This window comes from Planococcus salinarum (assembly GCF_007004625.1).
Lineage (GTDB): Bacteria > Bacillota > Bacilli > Bacillales_A > Planococcaceae > Planococcus > Planococcus salinarum.
On sequence record NZ_ML660049.1, the window covers coordinates 126,931 to 144,895 of the forward strand.

Genomic DNA, 17,965 nt, shown 5'->3' on the forward strand with positions numbered 1-17,965 from the left:
AATTAAATATGTTCCTTCGTATATGAATAAACTTTTTGATGTAGAGTTGCATAATAAGCGTACTCAGAATCTTTTATGCTTATCAAAGGCTTTTGATAATTAATTTCTTTGATTATATTTTCATAAGGATTAAAATGCTTTAAACCCTTGTAAATAATTGTATTAATCTGAGATTCTATACTTTGGGTGTTGTCATGGAAATGCTCGATATCGTTACTTTTTTCTAATATCTTAAGTTTTATTAGTTCTTTAATATAGAAAGAGAGAATTTCAATTAGCTTATCCAAGGTTTCCCAGATATTTAAATCAACAAACCATTCTGCATCTTCTGCTTTACTTATTAAATAGTGCTTACACCCAAAACTTTTAGAATAACTAATTGCTGTTAAATAAAAAGGGTTGTTTAATAACTTTGAGGAATTAACTTCTAGATTTTTAGAAGTAATAAAATTATAACTATTTTCTGGAATCTCCTTATCAATGTATGTATCCAGATACTGATTGAAATTTTCTTGAAAGTAAAAATGATCCTCCCAATATCTTTTAACCAAAAAATATAAATCAACATTATGAGTAAGTTTATTATATGTATAAATAGATAAAGAGGGATTAATACCCAAACTTGTATATTTATATTCATCAAGTTCCAGGTCTTTTACAACAGTCAAAAAATTATTGAAGTTAAGTTGATTTATAAAAAGGGCCTTTTGAGTATCGATAGTTGCTAGAGTAGAGTCAGTTAATACTTTTAATGTCATTTTATCTTCTTTAATTAAAGTAATTTTTTTTGAACTATAAGAATTAATTTTAATGTTACTGAGTTTACTTGCATATTCCAATAAAGGGAAATTTACTATGGGCATACTGTAACGCACTTTATCTTCGTTTTTTATAAGAGTGTAATTACTTTCAAAATCATTTTCATGAAATTGCTTATAATCAAAACCCATGCTATATATTTCATCTTTAATATTGTAAAAATATTCTTTCCAGCTTTGATTTAGCATTAACCTTACTTGATAAAACTTTTCTGCTTCAAAGAAGAAATCGTCTTTAATTACTTTCAGTTCCTTAGAGTTCTGTTTTAATGAACTAAAATATGAAACAGAATCATCTAACAACTTCATCTTTAAGTCATTTAGAAATATGTCAGCAAAATTAAGGATTTCATTGTTCTCAGCGAGTATAAGTTTACAATTTAACATACCATAGCTATCTTTAGTACTTTGATTTTCTTTTACTGTGGGGATAATTGCTGCCTTTGAAGCTAATAAAATTATAAAATTCTTTATCAATTCACCAGTAATAATTTGAGAAATTGAATAATCTATTTGATTTATATCAAACTGGGGAATATCGATACCAAATACATTAGAAATTTTATCTAAGTCAGGTTCTTCGTTATCATGGAAAACTTCTTTACTCAATTTCTTGATTTGATCCATAGAATTTCGTAAATGTTCGTAGTAACTTGCCACTAATATCCCTCCCAATATTTACTAATGTGCAACGTGTTCCCCCTTTTATCAAGAAGATATTTTATATATTTTACTAAGTTCACTATTATTTTATCTATTTCTTCATAAAAGTTAAAGAAGAATATGGAACAGGGGGAACACTTACTCTTCTTTGGAAAAGATATAAAATCATACCGTAATGATGATTAAATGTAAATAGCAAAATGAGAGAATTTTATTCGAAGTAATCTCTAAAAAAATCGCCTCCATAATTTCACACTCAAGATATATGTTTATTGAGCAAGTAAAAAAATATATCAGGAGGCGGAAAAAATGAATAACAATGAAAAGGTAATGGAGTTAATTCAAGAAGTGCACGAAAATAAAAATTCAGGTTTTATATTGAATGCATCTGGATTAGAAACGCAATTATATTTTAGAGGGGATCTTCCAATTACCCCTGTATCTGGATTGATAATTTGGAAAAAGAAAAACAAGCTTTTAATTAATGGTAAATATGAAAATGAGGCCCTAAATCCTAAAATAACTGATGAGGAAGAATCTCTGAATAAATATTTAATCGGAGTTGATGTTAAGAAAAAACAACCAAAGTTATATATCGAATTAAATTCTGAAACACACATTTTCAATTCCAAGACAGTCCCTGAAGCTGGGGAAACTATCTTAGTTTTTTGGGAGACAAACAACACATCTTGCTTGGTAATTAGTGGAGGGGATTTAGGGGCCAACTTTAATCATGTGACTTTGATAATGTCTACTGATAATTCAATGCGTAAATCCATAAAGTCGATTATTAGTCCTTACTTATATATGGGAGTCGAACCTATAATTTCTGAAAAACCACATGTATGGAAGGGGTTTGGGAATGGGGAAGAACAGTAGAAAAAATAAAAAATCCGGTTTCATATCTGAATTCCCTTCATTTTCCCTTGCTGAAGAAATTGATAATAATCATAATTTTGATGAATCTTTTAATAATCTTGATGACTATGACAAAACTGATTTCATTAATCATTTAAATATTCATAAAACTGTGTCGAAAAATAATACTGAAATGAGTCCTGCAGAAAAGGTGAATGTGAGCAATGAAGTAAAAGACAGGATCCCAATCATTAAAAACAACAACGAAAAGAAGCTCTCCCTTTATGAACTTGCAAAGATGTTTAGTACTCAATATAACTTTGCGATAATGGATAATTGTCTTTTTCATGGGAATGACGGTGTGGGCTATTACTCACTATTAAGTGATTTCGAAGCAGAAAAAATGATTCGAAAAAATACACCACATCATTACAAGTCTATGATTAACAGAGGTAGTATTAAGGAGATTATAGGTTGGTTGAATTCATTTGAGGATCTTCAAGTCAGTGATGAAGAACTAAGTCGGAATAAGTATCACATTAACTTTTCGAATGGAGTATTAGATGTTATTGAAAATCAATTCCTACCCCATTCACTTAAGTATTATTTTACTAGTTATATCAAAGCTGAATATCCCAAAGATTCATTGATACAAGGTAATAATTTTGAAAAGTTTATGGTTAATGTTGTTAATGGTGATGTAAATTTATATATGCGGATTCAAGAAGTTTTTGGATACATCATATCCGAAATTCGGGATATTAAACAGATTGTATATTTTGTAGGAAAGAAAGATAGTGGAAAGTCTATCATGCTTAATTTGTTAGAACAGCTTATCGGAAAAGATGGATGTTCCCACGTTAGCCTTAGTGATTTTTCAAGTCCGTTCAGTCTTAGCCGACTTCATAATAAAAAGTTAAATACTTGTGGCGAAACGGCCGAACTTACTTTGACAAGGTTGGATTTAATTAAGTCTGCTACAGGTAATGACCCTTTAACTGGAGAGCAGAAGTATCAAAATCAGTTTGAATTTACAAATCAAGCCGCCATGGTATTTGCAGGAAATGATTTGCCGAATACTAAGGGTGTGGATAAAATGAATGCTTTTATTGAAAGACTTTTGATTATACCTTTTGATAACCAAATTTCGAAAGAAAAACAAGACATCAATCTTCTGGAAAAATTGAAATCTGAGAAATCGTATATATCTATGTGGGCGGTAGAAGGGTTACAAAGATTGATTAGTAATAACTTCATTTTTACTGAAAGTGAAAAAGCTAATCTGTATCTGGCTGAATATCTTCAAGAAGAAAACAGCTTCGAAGAGTTTGTAAATATTTATTGTAATATTAAACCTAATAAGCGTATTCATTCTTATGTATTAAGGGAGGAATATGAAAATTATTGTATGGCAATTAATGTTACACCGGTTTCAGAAAAAGTTTTTCACAAAAAGCTCCAAGAAATTAAGGGCGTAAAGCGTGATAGGTTTAGAATAAATGGCGACAATCGTAAAGGTTACTCTGGGATAGAATTAAATGAACTTATAACCATGGGAATGGGGGAAGGGCATTGAATTATTCGAAATATCCTCTTGTAATGGATGTATACCATATACAGGAGGTACTAGGTATAGGAAGACGGCAAGCGTACGAATTAGTCAATTCAGAACAATTTCATATAGTTCGTATAGGAAAAAGAATAAAAGTGTCAAAGTCAGTTTTCTTTAGCTGGCTAGAAGGGGAAAATGGATAATCCATTTTCCTTTTTAATTTCTGGAAATGGGGGAGAAGAACTTGCAATATTCTGGATCGGTTAGAAAAGAAGGTAGAAAATGGTATTATACAATTGAGCTAGGGAAAGACAATTCAGGTAAAAGAAAACAAAAGAAAAAGAGGGGATTCAAGACTAAAAAAGAGGCTCAGATAGCCCTTTCCCATGCACTTTCTCAAATGAATTCGGGTATATATGTCGAACCTTCAAATCAATTGAGCGAAGTATATTTGAGGCAGTGGCTAGAATTTAAAAAGTCTGTTATCGCCAGTAGTACCTATAACACATATAAAATTAATTTAGAAAAGCATATCATTCCTGCAATAGGAACTTTTCCGATATCAAAAATTACCCCCTCTCAAATTCAAAAATTTTATCAACTTTTGATAAATGAAAAGCAAATGAACCATAATACAATAAGAAAAATCCATAGTATTTTAGTTAATTCTTTTGACAGAGCCGTAAAGTATGAGTTGATAGCAAAAAATCCAGCAAAACTTGTTGAAGCTCCTCGTGAAATGAAGAATGAAGTTACTGTGTGGGATTTAGACGAAGTATGGAAGTTTTTAAATGTAGCAAAAGATTCGCCATACTATATGGTCTATTTAATAGCATTAAATACGGGGATGCGCCAAGGTGAAATTCTGGGTTTATCATGGAATGAAGTTGATTTTGAATCGAAACAAATTAAAGTTACTCAGACTTTAAGAAATGATGGCAAAGTTATTAATCCTACTACAAAAACTGCTGCAGGTAGAAGGAGTATAGCTGTTCCAGAAGAACTAACAATAGCTTTAAAAAGATTTAAAACGCTTGAAAATACTGAAGAAAACGAGTATATCAATAAAGAAAACTTAGTATTGCCGTCTGAAGCGGGCTCTCCGATTAATCCTAGTAATTTAAGGCGGAATTTTATGTCATTGATAAACAGGGCGGGTGTCAAGAAAATACGTTTTCATGATCTCCGTCATACTCATGCGACTTTACTGTTGATGCAAGGAGTGCATCCAAAGATTGTTTCAGAAAGGTTAGGCCATGCTGATACTCGCATGACACTAGATCGATACAGTCATCTACTACCAAGTATGCAAAAAGAAACAGCACAGAAGTTTGGCGAACTGTTATATGGTGTTCATAAAAAAGTAGAAGATGAAAAAATGATAGACAAACGCCTATTGTATTAGAATCTCTGGAAAGAAAATAGTTAAGAAATGTATCGTATTAGAAGTGGCAGTTTTAATCAGATAAAAAAAGTATCAATCCTTAGCAGATAAGTAATACGTTGTGGATTAAGTTGAAATAAAATGGGGAAAAGGGAAGATGAACCGACCTTATGCTGGGCAGTACAAGTGGTATAATGAGAAAAACGCGAAGTGAATATTCACTTCGCGTTTTTCTATTTTTAATTAATATAGCCAAAGGGAATGGGGAGTTTTAGCTTTTTTAAACTATACTCTTTTGCACTCAGTTGTTAGGTAGTGCTATAAAATCGTTATCTTTGGACCTAATTTATTCAAATGGCTCTACTTCATTTTAGCTTCTTCTATAAAATTGACAATTTTGCCGATAACTTGCTCCAGATTTTTTGTCTCATGCTCCCATATTCTTAGGATATTCCATCCATTCTTGTTGTAATAGTTGTTAACTTCGATATCTCTTTCCATATTTCTAGTCAGTTTTTTCCTCCAAAATTCTTCATTGGTACGTGGGAAATGTCCATGGTCTGGACAATGGTGCCAAAAGCAAGAATCTATAAAAATAACTATTTTGTACTTTTTAATCGCAATATCGGGTTTGCCAACTAGATTTTTCACGTTTTTTCTATAACGATAACCTTTATGCCAAAGTAATTTCGAAATTTTGTTTTCAAGCTTAGATTCCGATTTAATGGATTTCATAATGTTCTTTCTGCCTTCTGAAGAAATAATTCCGGCCATATAAATCATCCTTTAGATAAAATTCAATCTCTTAAATTCCTATAAATAAATAATTCCCCTTATTAATAATTTAAAACAAGGCTTACTATGTACTAACCTTTTTAAATAAACAATATAGTTTAACAGTACTTAATATTGAGAATTCATAGAATTTTTTGAAGTTTTTTGGTGAAATTTATGTTATTATATAGGAAAAAAGATATAAAAAAGGTGGAGTGATTTTGATGTTAACAATGTGGACCGAACGTGCAGATGAAATAGATCAATATATTGATAATGGTGGAGACTTGGTCATTAATACTCGGGAGATTTTATTGTTTATGGGACAAGCGCAGGTAATGCCGGTATATAAATTGCCAATAAAATTTCTTAATTTTAATGTAGACAATGGACGCTTTGCGGCCGAAAAGAAATTAAAAGAACAACAGCTAGGATTTGAACTCGATAATCGAAACCCCGAACATGAGAAACATTTCATTGAATTATTGATTCCGGATAATCCCAAAACTCAGAGGCTTATAACAGACATTGAGCGAAACGGACAATTAAAACCGGGTGTCATAACACATGATGGTTTTTTAGTTGATGCTAATCGCCGCCTTGCTTGCATGAAGAGTTTAGATAAAAAATATCCCAATTCAAAATACCAGTATCTTTTAGTTCATAGATTACCTGCAAACGTGCCTGCAAAAGAAATTTATAAATTAGAGGTACAGTTTCAAATTAAACAAGATTTGAAGGAAGAATATAACCCTATTAATGATTTATTAAAAATTAGGGAAGGTTTAGAGTACATGAGCGAACAAGAACTACAGGAAACTTTAGATTGGACATCCAAAAAGATAAAAGATTATCAAAATCGCTTAGATTTGGTTGATGGCTTTTTAAATTATATCGAACAACCAGAAAATTATACTCTTTTAATTAATTTAAATGAGCATTTTGTGGAAATCCAAAAAGAAATTAATGCAATGAAGACGAGAGGTTTAAATGCTTTTAAAATTCAAGAAGCCATTGATGTGATGTATAGAATGCTTGAAATTAATCTAGATCCAGACTTCACTAAGTCTGTCACTCAACGTGATCATATTCGATATATTCGTGAAGCTTTTGTTAACGATAAAATTTTTCGTAGACTTACAAATACTATGTTTAATAAAGAAAATGCCACATCTCAAGAAATATTTGATGACGTAACTGCAGCGGCAGAGCTTTCAAGAATGCAGAGAAATAATATTCGTCCAGTTGAACAGCTGAAAAAAGCTATCTCATCTCTAGAACAAATACAAGATGAAAAGGAAGCGTTTAATACAAGCGATTTTAAAAATACGTTTATGGAATTAAACGAATTAATTGAATCAATTCGAATTCAAATGGAGGAATAGCTTTTATGGTGCAGATAACATATGAGGAAAACCTATTGATAGTAGATGTAACAAATCATCCAGAACTTTTCTCAGGTCACTTTTCTCTTATGTTTCGAGAACAAGGTTTTTTGAAGAGTGAAATTGCTCAAATATACATTATGGATGATTCTATAAAAATAAGAAGTACAATCGATGATTTACAGCGCTTCTTTAAGCGTAAACGCATACCGGTAAAATTGAGTGAAAACTTCAGCCGTTTAACTGAAGAAATTAATCTTGAAAAACAAAACTTTGAGTATGCTATGGAGCTTGGACTGGAGACAAAAGACAACCCACAACTAATTTTTGAAGCAGATTTATCTGGGTTCAAGAGAAAACTAAAACCTTATCAAGAAAAAGCGGTTCAACACATGCTAGAAGTAAAAAATACTGCTAATTTTTCTGTGCCCGGTAGCGGCAAAACGACTATGTTATATGCTGGATATTCAGTTTGGTTGAATGCTGGCGAAGTTGAAAAGGTAGTTGTAATCGGCCCGCCCAGTTGTTTTATGGCGTGGGAAGAAGAATTTAAAGAGTGTTTTGGACGCCCTGCAAAAAGCCATCGTCTTATTGGTCCGGATCGGGAATGGAAGTATACAAACTCAAAAGACGCTGATTTGTTTTTAACAAGTTTTCAGACCGCATCAATTGACGTTGAAAGATTAATTGCATTAATGCAGTTGCATAAAGTGTTTCTTATTATAGACGAATCTCACTATATAAAAAGATTTGAAAATGGTACTTGGGCAAATGCAATCTTAAAGCTAGCACCTTATGCTGCCAGAAGAGCGATCAGCACTGGCACACCCATGCCAAATGGAATCACTGATCTTTATTCACAAATGACATTCTTATGGCCGGGTAAATTTTTATTTGGGGAGCAAAATTACTTTAAGGCTCAAGTAAAGCAGAACTCTGACGAGATTACTTGGATACAAAATTTAATGCGCCCATTTTTCTATCGAATTACTAAAGACGACTTAAATCTTCCTGCAGTTGAGGTGCACAGAATACCAGTATCCATGTCCGCACATCAACAAAAAATTTATGATGCAATTGCTGCTCGGACAATAGAAGAACTTGATCAATTTTCTACTCGCGAAATTTCGGAAATCGCTAGGTTTAAAAGAGCCAAAATAATTAGGTTGATGCAGGTTGCATCTAATCCCGGTTTACTTTCGGACTTCTCCCAAGAGTTTCAAATTCCACCATTTGTTTATGATGGGGCAGATATAGTCGATTTGATTGATAACTATCCTCAATATGAGAAACCGCAAAAATTAATAAAAGCAGTTGAAATAGCAAAATCTTTAGTAGAGAACGGACAAAAGGTACTGTTATGGAGCACTTTTGTAAATAATATATTTGAATTGCGTAAAGAGTTTATTGAGCTGGGAATTCCAACATATATTATTTATGGCGGAGTACCTAAGAGCGATGAAGAGGATGAAGAGTTCAATAGAGAACAACAAATAAGGATGTTTAAAAATTCTAAGACCCCTTGTATTCTGATAGCGAATCCTGCTGCTTGTGCGGAATCCATATCACTGCATAAAGATTGTCATCATGCCATCTATTTAGATCGCAGCTTTAATTGCGGACATTACCTACAATCCCTTGATAGAATCCATAGAATTGGACTGCCTGAAGAACAAGCGACTACTTACTATATTATTGAAAGCGAAAAAAGTATTGATGAAGTAATTCATCAAAGGTTAGAAGAAAAAGCGTGGATGATGAGGCAGGTTATAGATTTGGATTTACCGATTGGAAGTCCTGAGTTGGATGAGGATAATTTGGGACAAGAACAAGAACTACAGATGGATTTTAATGTAGTTGCTAATCATATCAGAGGAACTTTGAGATGAAAAAATTCTGTGATTTATTGTGGACGGTGCGAACTATAGATGAATTTGAAAACAAATACCAGTGTAACGTTACCCGTAGTCACATTTTAAGAATACTTAATGATTCATTTTTAGGAGGCAGAAGAACAAAGCAACCTTCCGCTATCTTAGAGCTTTTGATTGAAATGGATTTATTAAAAGTAACCATTCACAATATGATATTTATGACAGATAGAGGAAAGAAATTAATTAGTCTAGATAATAATAACGGCTACGAATTGAGTGAAGCGCAAAAAAAGCACTTAATTTCATGGTACATTCCACTGAATCTGAATATGAATAAAGACTGGATAAGAAATTTTAAAGTGAATTTATCTGGGGAGCATCAAGCTTTAAGAACCAATATCCCTTATTCCCTTCAACAATGGACAGAAGAGATGTTATATCTGGGAGTAGTAGTCAAAACGAGCGACATCTTAACACTAAAAAAAGAATACTTATGGTTAGGTGGAAATCTAGTTTCAACAGCTCCTATGACATTAGATGAGTTACAAGCAAAATTAAAAAAGCAGTCAGATGCTGGGAAAGCTGCGGAAGATCATGCGGTAACATATGAAAAAAAACGATTGAGATCCCTTGGGTTCTTTGCAGAGGCTGAAAAAGTAGAATGTATTTCGGAATCAATAGTCAATGCCGGATACGATATACTTTCATATTCCTCCCAATCACTAGAGCCGGATAGGTTTATTGAGGTGAAAAGCTTTAATTCAGGTCATACTTTTTATTGGTCTCGAAATGAGTTAGAAGTAGCAAAATTTCTAGGAGATTCGTATTTTCTCTATTTGGTAACCCATAGCGAATCGAAACAAGTAGAAATTCGAGTCATTCAAAATCCGTATTCGTTTATATTGGCAAATGCAAACATTGAGCCGGTTCAATATGAAATCAATTTATAAAAATGGGATAGATAGGTGAAAATAATGGATCTTACACCTGCATTGAAGAATCATAAGAAAATTGATATAAAAAATTTTTTCGAAGGATTTAATAGAATTTTCAAGGAGTCTTTTCATGAAGATGACTTACTTTATTGGTCTGATATAACAGGTGTTAAATTTGAAGAAGCCAAATCAAATTTAAGTGCTTTAAATTGGATAGAGCTTAGTCAGGGAGTATATGTAAATCACCAAATTGAAACTCTAGATAATTTAAAAAGGCTATGTGAATTATACAATATTTCAAAGAGCGAAATCCTGCAAAAAGTAACCCTTCTTCTCAAATTGCATAATGGCAATTTAACTCTAATATCTACAAAAATTCCATTGACAATCAACTTGTTGAATCTTCTGCTTAGTTTACAAAATGAAATGATTCTACTTGGAAGTCATTGGGTACCTGTAAAAAATGTGCCTGAAGCGATTTTAAAGTTTTCCAAGATCAACTACTGTAAAAAATTAGGGTGGAAAGACTTTATTGTTTCCACTTTTATAGTTGAGAATAAACCTTTGAAAATTGAGGAGTTAATCTATAGAAGTTTTGGTATGCTTTTTGTATCAGGAGAAATAAAAGCGTTACTTATTTTTATGCTAAATATACTTAATGTTACTAAAGTGAGAGATACGGAATTCTGGATTTTAAAAGAGTGGGAATGTAAAATTGATTCAAATTTAATATCTAGTATAAATTCTTTTTTAAATGAGAAAGGTATATCAACAGTTTCAGATATTATTTATTGCCTTAAAGATTATAACGAAACTGAAATTAGAGAGAGTTTATCCTTTTGGCCAGAATTTAAAGAATGTGACAATGATAGTTATAAGTTAAACTTTAGTCAGTTAAATGAGGAAATAGTAAAAGAAATAATTCCTTTCATACAAGAAAAGCTCTCAAGTAATGAAAATGGCATTACAATAGCAGATCTTTTTAGTTATACAATAAAGATTTTGGAACCACTTGGAATAAACATTAACCTCTTTGATTTTAAGTTATTTTTAAAGGGCTGGGGAGAAGTGGCGATTATTGGGAATCGTGTATATGATATTACTGTTGCACCCTATAATCAAATGCGTTTAGGCGATGTAGCATATTTAATTCTTAAAGAATATGGCTCCCCAGTCCCGTATACTGAACTTGAAGCTGAAATAAGAAGTGCAAGGAATTATTCCGCTTCCATTTCTTCTGTACTTTTAACTGAGCCCAAGTTGTCACGCCCAAGTAGAGGGTATTGGGCATTGAAAGAATGGGGCTTGTCAGAGTATGATCCGCACCTTCATTTAAGAATTGGTTACGAATTAGTATCTATTATTGAGAAAATGGATAGACCGGTCCATAAAGCCGAATTGCATCAGCAATTGAGAAAAAAAGGGATGAATATGAATGCCACTACTTTATACTTAGACTTAAATGAAAATGAAGAAATTGTTCATGTGGCCCGTGGAGTGTATTCCTTAAAAAAATGGAACTTATCGTTTAGAGACCTGTTTCGCTTTAAATTTCCGTTTAAATTAGCATTACCGGACAATAACCCAACAATTTATGAAATAGAAGACGGTGTAATGGTTGAATACTTTATTTCTAAACAATGCTTAGATTATAAACGAATATTAATTAATCGTTATCTTCTTGAGTATTTTAACCAAGTTGAACAATATGCAAGATACCAAATAACAGATTTTGAAGGGTCAATATATGACGGATGGATAGACTGTTTGAGTGATGGCCGGTACCAAATTTTAGGACTAGAGCGCTGGTACCATTTTTATAAACCGAAATATGGCGAAAGTATTTATATTTTTATACCAAGTGAGCCAAAGAAATCGATGTCATTATTCTCTGAGGATCAAGCAAATATAAAATTATTTGGATAATAAACAAGACAACTCTAATGCAGAGTTGTCTTGTTTATTTCAGTAAAAATACTATTAAAAATAACTCCGTTTGAAATTTAAAAAACAAAAGCAATAATATAGGGAAATGCACCTGAAATTTTTAAGCTTTTGTGATACATTAAAATACGCGAGGTGGAGAAAAATGCATGTAGTAGACTTATTTTGTGGAGCTGGAGGATTTAGTGAAGGTATTCTTCAAGCAGGATTCCATATTGTTTTCTCAAGTGACAGAAGTGCACATGTCAAAGAGACTTACGAAAACCGTCATAGACAACTTGGTTTAGTACAAGGTGATAATACACATTTTGAATTAGCCGATATTAGGGATTTGACAGGAGAAATTATATTTTCACGTATCAATAACTTAAACTTCTTTAGGGAGAATCACTTGACTGAAATAGATGCTATTTTTGGGGGACCGCCATGCCAAGGGTTTAGTATAGCTGGCAGAAGAGATCGTGACGACCCAAGAAATACATTATTTCGGGAATACTTAAGAATTATCAGTGAAGTTAACCCGAAATATGTTGTGATAGAAAATGTTGAAGGCCTTATGAGTATGGAGTTAAATGATGGATTTGAAAGTGTTAGTGGAGTAGTTTATCCGGATCGTACTCGAGTTGCAGAAGTTTTAGAATCCGAGTTAACCCATTTCGGTTATCATATTGAACAGCCTAGAATACTTAATGCATCTCATTATGGCGTTCCACAAAGAAGAACAAGAGCTATTTTTATTGCTTCCCGTCATGATGTAGTGCCAGCAAGATATCCGGAACCCACGACTCCTGAACTCGATGAAAGGGTCACTGTTTTCGAAGCTCTAGGGGATTTAGGGACTAATATGGAGCCTTCGGCATATGCGGAAAGTTTAAGGAATGGAAGAACTCCCCATTTTATTACGAGAACCCCTGTGGCAAATTTGAATCGTATTTTGAACAATGAGAAATCGAGTCATAGCAGTGTAATTTCGGAGCGTTTTTCTCTATTCAGAGAAGGTGAATCCGCGAAGAATTTAGAGACAAGAATCGCTCTTAACGGTTTAAATCTGATCGATTATCCAAATTTACTGAATGAGTGTCTGTTCGTAGCAAACAAAGAAAGTAATCGAGAAACGCTAAGAGTATTATTAGAAAATATAGCGCCAGAATTCCTTGGTGAAAACGAAGTGGACCAGAAGAGATTTAATAAATTATATAGGGTCCTTTGGAAGCTATACTTATCTGAGGAAGAAAACTTTACAAAACTGGCTAATAAAACTGCTAAGGAATTTGGTATATCTGCAGAGGATTTAAATGTTATTTTGGAAGATTGTGTAAATAGTTGGAATACTCACATGACGAGGGAACAAATGCTAGATTTCTTCCTTAATAACCAAGCGGTTACAAGTAACCCTCTTTTAATGGAAGCCTTACTAACAAAGAAAAATACCCGCAGTAGATTGGATAGTCAGGGAGTAGCGCCCACTATGTTGACTTTGCCTGACGACTTTATTCATCCTTTTGAGGATCGGATTTTAACTGTAAGGGAAATGGCAAGGATTCAAAGTTTCGATGATAGTTTTGAATTTATTGGCAAGAGAACTACTGGTGGGGATCGTCGAAGAGATGAGGTTCCCCAGTATACACAAGTTGGTAATGCCGTGCCTCCACTCTTAGCTTTTGCAATTGCCACTGAAATCAGGCGAGCTCTTGAAGAAACAAATGCTTTGACAGGATCAGGAACTGAGCAAAATCAACTTATTTAATATTTAAATAGCCCCCGACATTGTTTAACTGTCGGGGGCTATTTTTATGGATTTTACTCTAGGAGAGGTTTTTAAGAAAATCAGTATCTGTTTCAGTGAATAAAACATTTCTAAATTTGGGTTTGATTCTAAAACAATGCCCCTTATCCTTGTAACCAGTGCCATCGCTTCTTACTCGGCCACGCCAATCGTATGTGATTATACCTTGCGATATCAGCATCAAGAAAGAGCTGAAAATAGGAGAGTGAGTATAAACAGCATCATTGTAGTGGAAATGATAACCTGCTTCAGTTAGCGTTTGCTCTGCTAAAACCCATACTGTTTCAGGATGCTTCTCAAGAAGTCGCTTTTCAATGTCTTCCAACTTCCATAGACAAGTGATTTCTTTTTTTCCTGCTGAGTCTTCGTGAATTTGATATAAGAGCCCTTTCTCTTCATCGACTTCGAGATAAAGACCTTGATTATTTTTTTTGTGATTTACTGTCACAAATAAATCCATAAAGCCGGGATGCCTTGATGAAATATAACCGTATTTTCGAATCATTTCATTTGAAGAACGAATCTGGCTATTATCCCAATTTGGCACCATTGAGAATAGGGTGTCACTTGTTGTAGATCCTTTTCGTTTCGCCTTCAGTTCGATTTTAGACCTGAAATCAGCGACTTTGCTGGAATTCGGAATAATACCCAGAGCTTTTTCGAATGTATCGCCTACAGCTCGTGGATAATTTTTATGGCCTGCCACACTTACAATAGGCCCTCGATTGGACAATTCGTAAATCAATTCTGCCAAATCAGCTTTATCGACATTGATCTCGGGTTCTCCGAAGATTTCTTTTAAAATCTCCTTGTTCACGATGCCGGGTAATAACGGTATTATAACTAACTGCTGATTATGAATAGTCAACATAATCATATCACCGCTTTTAACTCTTTTTTTCAAACCATAAACCCAAAGTCGGGGGTCGCCACCTTTACTTAGTGGGCGATAATAAGAAGTTTGGGCAGGGTGGACTTTGTGCCCGACAATTATACCTTGTCTAGTCTCTTTACCGTCAGTCCCCTGAGGGATTGTATCGTAATTCACACCTAATCCTTTCTTAAGCATAGGTCGGATAAGGGCTGAGGCGTCTATGATTGATTTTTTCAACATTGTTTCAGTCAACCTGACAACAGCATAATCTTTTGGATGGAAATCCAACACATTTTTAATTAAAGTCAATTCTTCTTCATTAGGAATAAATTCCATAAGACCGCTCCTTTTTGTGGGTACGATTATTTTTATCCTTATGGGTAAAAATCTTGGGTGTATTTATACAATACGCCCATATAATAACAATGTCAACCGATTATACATATTTGTTGCGGGGCGAGATATAAGTTGTCTGGAGGGCGGTAAATAGAAGAAGGATTATAGATAGATAAATTATGTTAATTAAGTCCGTCCGCATAACGTTAGTTTACAAATATATATTATCTACTTGAATAGATCTTGGTTCTATCTAGTTTAGAACAAGGCAAATTTAATAGAGGGGGCGTTTAATATGTATAAAGAAGAAAATGTGGTTAATAAGAAAAAGAATTTGGAAAAAAGAGTTCAAAGCGCAGCAAAGCGAATTAATATTGTCTCTGTAAAAATGGTAAAAGAATCTTCTTTGCTTTATAAAGAAAGGTCAGTGAAATCGCCAGAAGACAGTTATAATTTATTAAAGTTCTTTTTGGAAAATCGGGATCGCGAGCATTTTATAGTAATATCCCTAGATATAAAAAATCAGCCGGTTTCAATAAATGTCTGCCACGTTGGAAGTTTAAATGCAAGCATTGTCCATCCTCGAGAAGTTATGAAGTCGGCAATTTTGAGTAATGCTGCTTCAATAATTGTTGGCCACAATCATCCGTCAGGTAATTGCACTCCTTCACCAGAAGATCATCAAGTAACTAAAAGATTAAAAGAGGCAGGGGAAATCATAGGAATTGAACTATTAGACCATTTGATACTTGGAGATGATTCGTATTTATCTTTTAAACAAGAAGGGTATTTGTGAAAAGTGCATATTTTATGTAAATAAGAATTTGAAAATAGCCTTAAATAACTAGTCTATTTGATGTATAGTTAAAGAACACAGGGGTTACTAAGGAGTGATAGTTATTGAGTGATATAAAAAAAGGGGAAGAGGAAGTTAATTTCTTGCCGCTATCCAAGGGTAGGAAATTCCTCGCCTATTTAACAGCCTTGGTAATTCTAATAATATTTTTAAATACATTACTACCCGTAATTGCCGAGTATTTGACTATTGGGTCTAAAAAACTCAATCTCATAGAAAATAATGAAGAAATTGAGAAATGGGATATTTATAGCATTATTGGAATGCTTTATTTAACATTTAGGATTATAAAATTACTAACTATAATATGGAGAAAAAATAAGAGAATCGAAATCGGTACTGGTGTAACATCTTTTCCTAATCCTTTTTTTGATCCCACTTACGAAAAAGATCAGGGCGATTTGCAAAGGAAATATAACGAGTTAGTGGTAGATTTTAATCATAAATTTAAGCTGTTAAAAGAATCTGATGAAGTTCAAAGAGAATTACAAGAAAGTGTAAGTGAACTTTATAATAGAATACGAATCATGATGAGACATGCAAACAATAGTAACAGGGTTATCAGATCTATAAACTATGCGCTTTATAAAAAGAATAAACATACTAAAGAAGAATGTTTAAAAATCGTTCTAGAAGAATGTATAACAATACTTGAAAAAGATCAAAGTGATAAAAGTATTACATTATTTAAAGTGCGAGGAGACGAGTTGATCGTTGCTTCCAGCGTTCGAATTAATTTTGAATCAGTAGATAAAAGAAGATTTAAAAAAGGAGAAGGATTTGCCGGAGACATTTGGGCGAAAAATGAACCTGAAATAGTAAATGATATTAATCCATCAGATAATAGATTTGCTGGTGGTGGTATACCTGTTACAAAGATTGGATCAATTATGGGTTTTCCTTTAAATGTAGATGAAGAAACACTCGGTGTCTTTTGTCTTCAATCAGAAGCTGAGGATGGATTTATTAATGAAGATTTATTAACTGTAGAGTTCTATGCAAGAATATGTACACTTATTTTATTATATGATAAAATGAACTTAGATAAGTCAGAGGGGTGATTTTATGCCGACTTTAGAAAAGTATAGACCCACTGGTTCGAAGGAAGTAGATAAGATTTTAGAAGATGCTTTCGGAAAAATCCAAGCAAGTAACGATGTTAGGAATAAAATTAAAAATGAAATTAATAACCTTAATAAAAAGAAAAGCATAGTTTCTTACGTCATTGAGCAAATTTTTAAATGATTAGTAAGAAAGATAGTATACAACTTAAGGTAGTAAACCCTTAAATTTAGAGTTTGCTTAAGCAGCTAAACGACTGTTATGAGCTCAGTACGATACTGGGCTTGTAACAGTCGTTTTTTTGATTAATGCGCTAGTGGTTATAGTAGTGGACATATCATTTAATTTTTTCTTTCATTTTCCATAATATTATACCTTCTATTCTAACCGGCCGAAGAAATGTTTCGTGTTCGTATTTAGTACAAGTCGCTTTTTGAGACATATTGAACAACGAATGCTTTTTTATATCTATGCCGGAAAACTTTATAGTAATTGCAGCCATGGCTGGAATAAAGGGGCGTTCAGTAGTTACTTGAATTTTATTGATAAACAGTGCTTAGTGTATGGACGTTTATAAAATTCATGGTTCTAAAAGTAATATTTTTCTCAAAAGGAATTGCCTTGTATTTATTAAGTATTTCCATTTTTAAAGTTTAGGTGACCATATTGTGACCAATAGACAGAAATAAAGAACCATCTCTGATCAGAGATGGTTCTTTATTTAGAAAACCCTAGTTCTCTAAGGGTTTCTCATATAAAATTATATGATTCCTACTGGGCTCGAACCAGCGACCTCTACCCTGTCAAGGTAGCGCTCTCCCAGCTGAGCTAAGGAATCGCAATTTCAAGGACATTTCTAATTAT

The 17,965-nt window shown here is 33.1% G+C and carries 15 protein-coding genes and 1 tRNA gene; 12 read left to right on the forward strand and 4 right to left on the reverse strand.

Translation table 11 applies throughout. The annotated features are described in order from the left end of the window. Positions 1–2 precede the first annotated feature (2 nt). On the reverse strand, positions 3–1,478 hold the full coding sequence (locus DIJ65_RS00600) for a hypothetical protein (RefSeq protein WP_117299698.1): 1,476 nt from the start codon (positions 1,476–1,478) through the stop codon (positions 3–5). Positions 1,479–1,790: 312 nt separating this feature from the next. Between DIJ65_RS00600 and DIJ65_RS00605 the strand changes: the two genes are divergently transcribed. From DIJ65_RS00605 to DIJ65_RS00620, 4 genes are read left to right on the forward strand one after another with little or no spacing between them, the layout of a single operon-like run. Next, on the forward strand, positions 1,791–2,360 hold the full coding sequence (locus DIJ65_RS00605; protein WP_117299696.1) for a hypothetical protein: 570 nt from the start codon (positions 1,791–1,793) through the stop codon (positions 2,358–2,360). Further along, the gene (locus DIJ65_RS00610) at positions 2,344–3,915 is read left to right on the forward strand and encodes a DNA primase family protein (RefSeq protein ID WP_185959458.1); all 1,572 of its coding nucleotides are present in this window, start codon (positions 2,344–2,346) and stop codon (positions 3,913–3,915) included. The genes DIJ65_RS00605 and DIJ65_RS00610 overlap by 17 nt, the downstream gene beginning before the upstream one ends. Positions 3,916–3,938: 23 nt before the next feature. Then, entirely contained in the window at positions 3,939–4,094 is a 156-nt protein-coding gene (locus tag DIJ65_RS00615) for a helix-turn-helix domain-containing protein (protein WP_117299866.1), read from the forward strand. A gap of 41 nt (positions 4,095–4,135) precedes the next feature. Beyond that, the gene (locus DIJ65_RS00620) at positions 4,136–5,296 is read left to right on the forward strand and encodes a tyrosine-type recombinase/integrase (RefSeq protein ID WP_230321277.1); all 1,161 of its coding nucleotides are present in this window, start codon (positions 4,136–4,138) and stop codon (positions 5,294–5,296) included. A 339-nt stretch (positions 5,297–5,635) separates the two neighbouring features. On the opposite strand, the gene DIJ65_RS00625 is transcribed toward DIJ65_RS00620, so the two are convergent. Next, entirely contained in the window at positions 5,636–6,049 is a 414-nt protein-coding gene (locus tag DIJ65_RS00625) for a very short patch repair endonuclease (protein WP_117299691.1), read from the reverse strand. A 221-nt stretch (positions 6,050–6,270) separates the two neighbouring features. Here DIJ65_RS00625 and DIJ65_RS00630 point away from each other — a divergent pair, with 221 nt between their 5' ends. The 5 genes from DIJ65_RS00630 to DIJ65_RS00650 all read left to right on the forward strand — a co-directional run bounded on the left by DIJ65_RS00630 (position 6,271) and on the right by DIJ65_RS00650 (position 13,934). After that, positions 6,271–7,434, forward strand: a complete 1,164-nt coding sequence (locus tag DIJ65_RS00630; protein ID WP_142836452.1) for a hypothetical protein — start codon at positions 6,271–6,273, stop codon at positions 7,432–7,434. 5 nt (positions 7,435–7,439) lie between these two features. Next, the gene (locus DIJ65_RS00635; RefSeq protein WP_117299688.1) at positions 7,440–9,323 is read left to right on the forward strand and encodes a DEAD/DEAH box helicase; all 1,884 of its coding nucleotides are present in this window, start codon (positions 7,440–7,442) and stop codon (positions 9,321–9,323) included. Continuing rightward, complete coding sequence (locus DIJ65_RS00640; protein WP_117299687.1) at positions 9,320–10,258, forward strand: protein NO VEIN domain-containing protein; 939 nt, start codon at positions 9,320–9,322, stop codon at positions 10,256–10,258. The genes DIJ65_RS00635 and DIJ65_RS00640 overlap by 4 nt, the downstream gene beginning before the upstream one ends. Positions 10,259–10,273: 15 nt before the next feature. Beyond that, positions 10,274–12,169, forward strand: coding sequence for a hypothetical protein (locus DIJ65_RS00645; protein WP_142836453.1), 1,896 nt, complete (start codon positions 10,274–10,276; stop codon positions 12,167–12,169). Positions 12,170–12,332: 163 nt separating this feature from the next. Continuing rightward, a complete protein-coding gene (locus DIJ65_RS00650; protein ID WP_117299683.1) occupies positions 12,333–13,934 on the forward strand; it encodes a DNA cytosine methyltransferase in 1,602 nt (533 codons plus the stop codon). Positions 13,935–13,992: 58 nt separating this feature from the next. Here the strand turns inward: DIJ65_RS00650 and DIJ65_RS00655 are convergent, their stop codons facing one another. Further along, positions 13,993–15,183: an MvaI/BcnI family restriction endonuclease gene (locus DIJ65_RS00655; protein WP_117299682.1), complete on the reverse strand. Its 1,191-nt coding sequence runs from the start codon at positions 15,181–15,183 to the stop codon at positions 13,993–13,995. A gap of 295 nt (positions 15,184–15,478) precedes the next feature. Between DIJ65_RS00655 and radC the strand changes: the two genes are divergently transcribed. The 3 genes from radC to DIJ65_RS00670 all read left to right on the forward strand — a co-directional run bounded on the left by radC (position 15,479) and on the right by DIJ65_RS00670 (position 17,284). After that, positions 15,479–15,979: a RadC family protein gene (radC, locus tag DIJ65_RS00660; protein ID WP_117299680.1), complete on the forward strand. Its 501-nt coding sequence runs from the start codon at positions 15,479–15,481 to the stop codon at positions 15,977–15,979. A 104-nt stretch (positions 15,980–16,083) separates the two neighbouring features. Continuing rightward, the gene (locus tag DIJ65_RS00665) at positions 16,084–17,100 is read left to right on the forward strand and encodes a GAF domain-containing protein (RefSeq protein ID WP_117299678.1); all 1,017 of its coding nucleotides are present in this window, start codon (positions 16,084–16,086) and stop codon (positions 17,098–17,100) included. A 4-nt stretch (positions 17,101–17,104) separates the two neighbouring features. After that, positions 17,105–17,284 (forward strand): hypothetical protein, encoded by a 180-nt coding sequence (locus DIJ65_RS00670; RefSeq protein ID WP_117299676.1) that lies wholly within the window; start codon positions 17,105–17,107, stop codon positions 17,282–17,284. Positions 17,285–17,866: 582 nt separating this feature from the next. On the opposite strand, the gene DIJ65_RS00675 is transcribed toward DIJ65_RS00670, so the two are convergent. Beyond that, positions 17,867–17,939, reverse strand: a tRNA-Val gene (locus DIJ65_RS00675). Between the last annotated feature and the right edge of the window lie 26 nt (positions 17,940–17,965).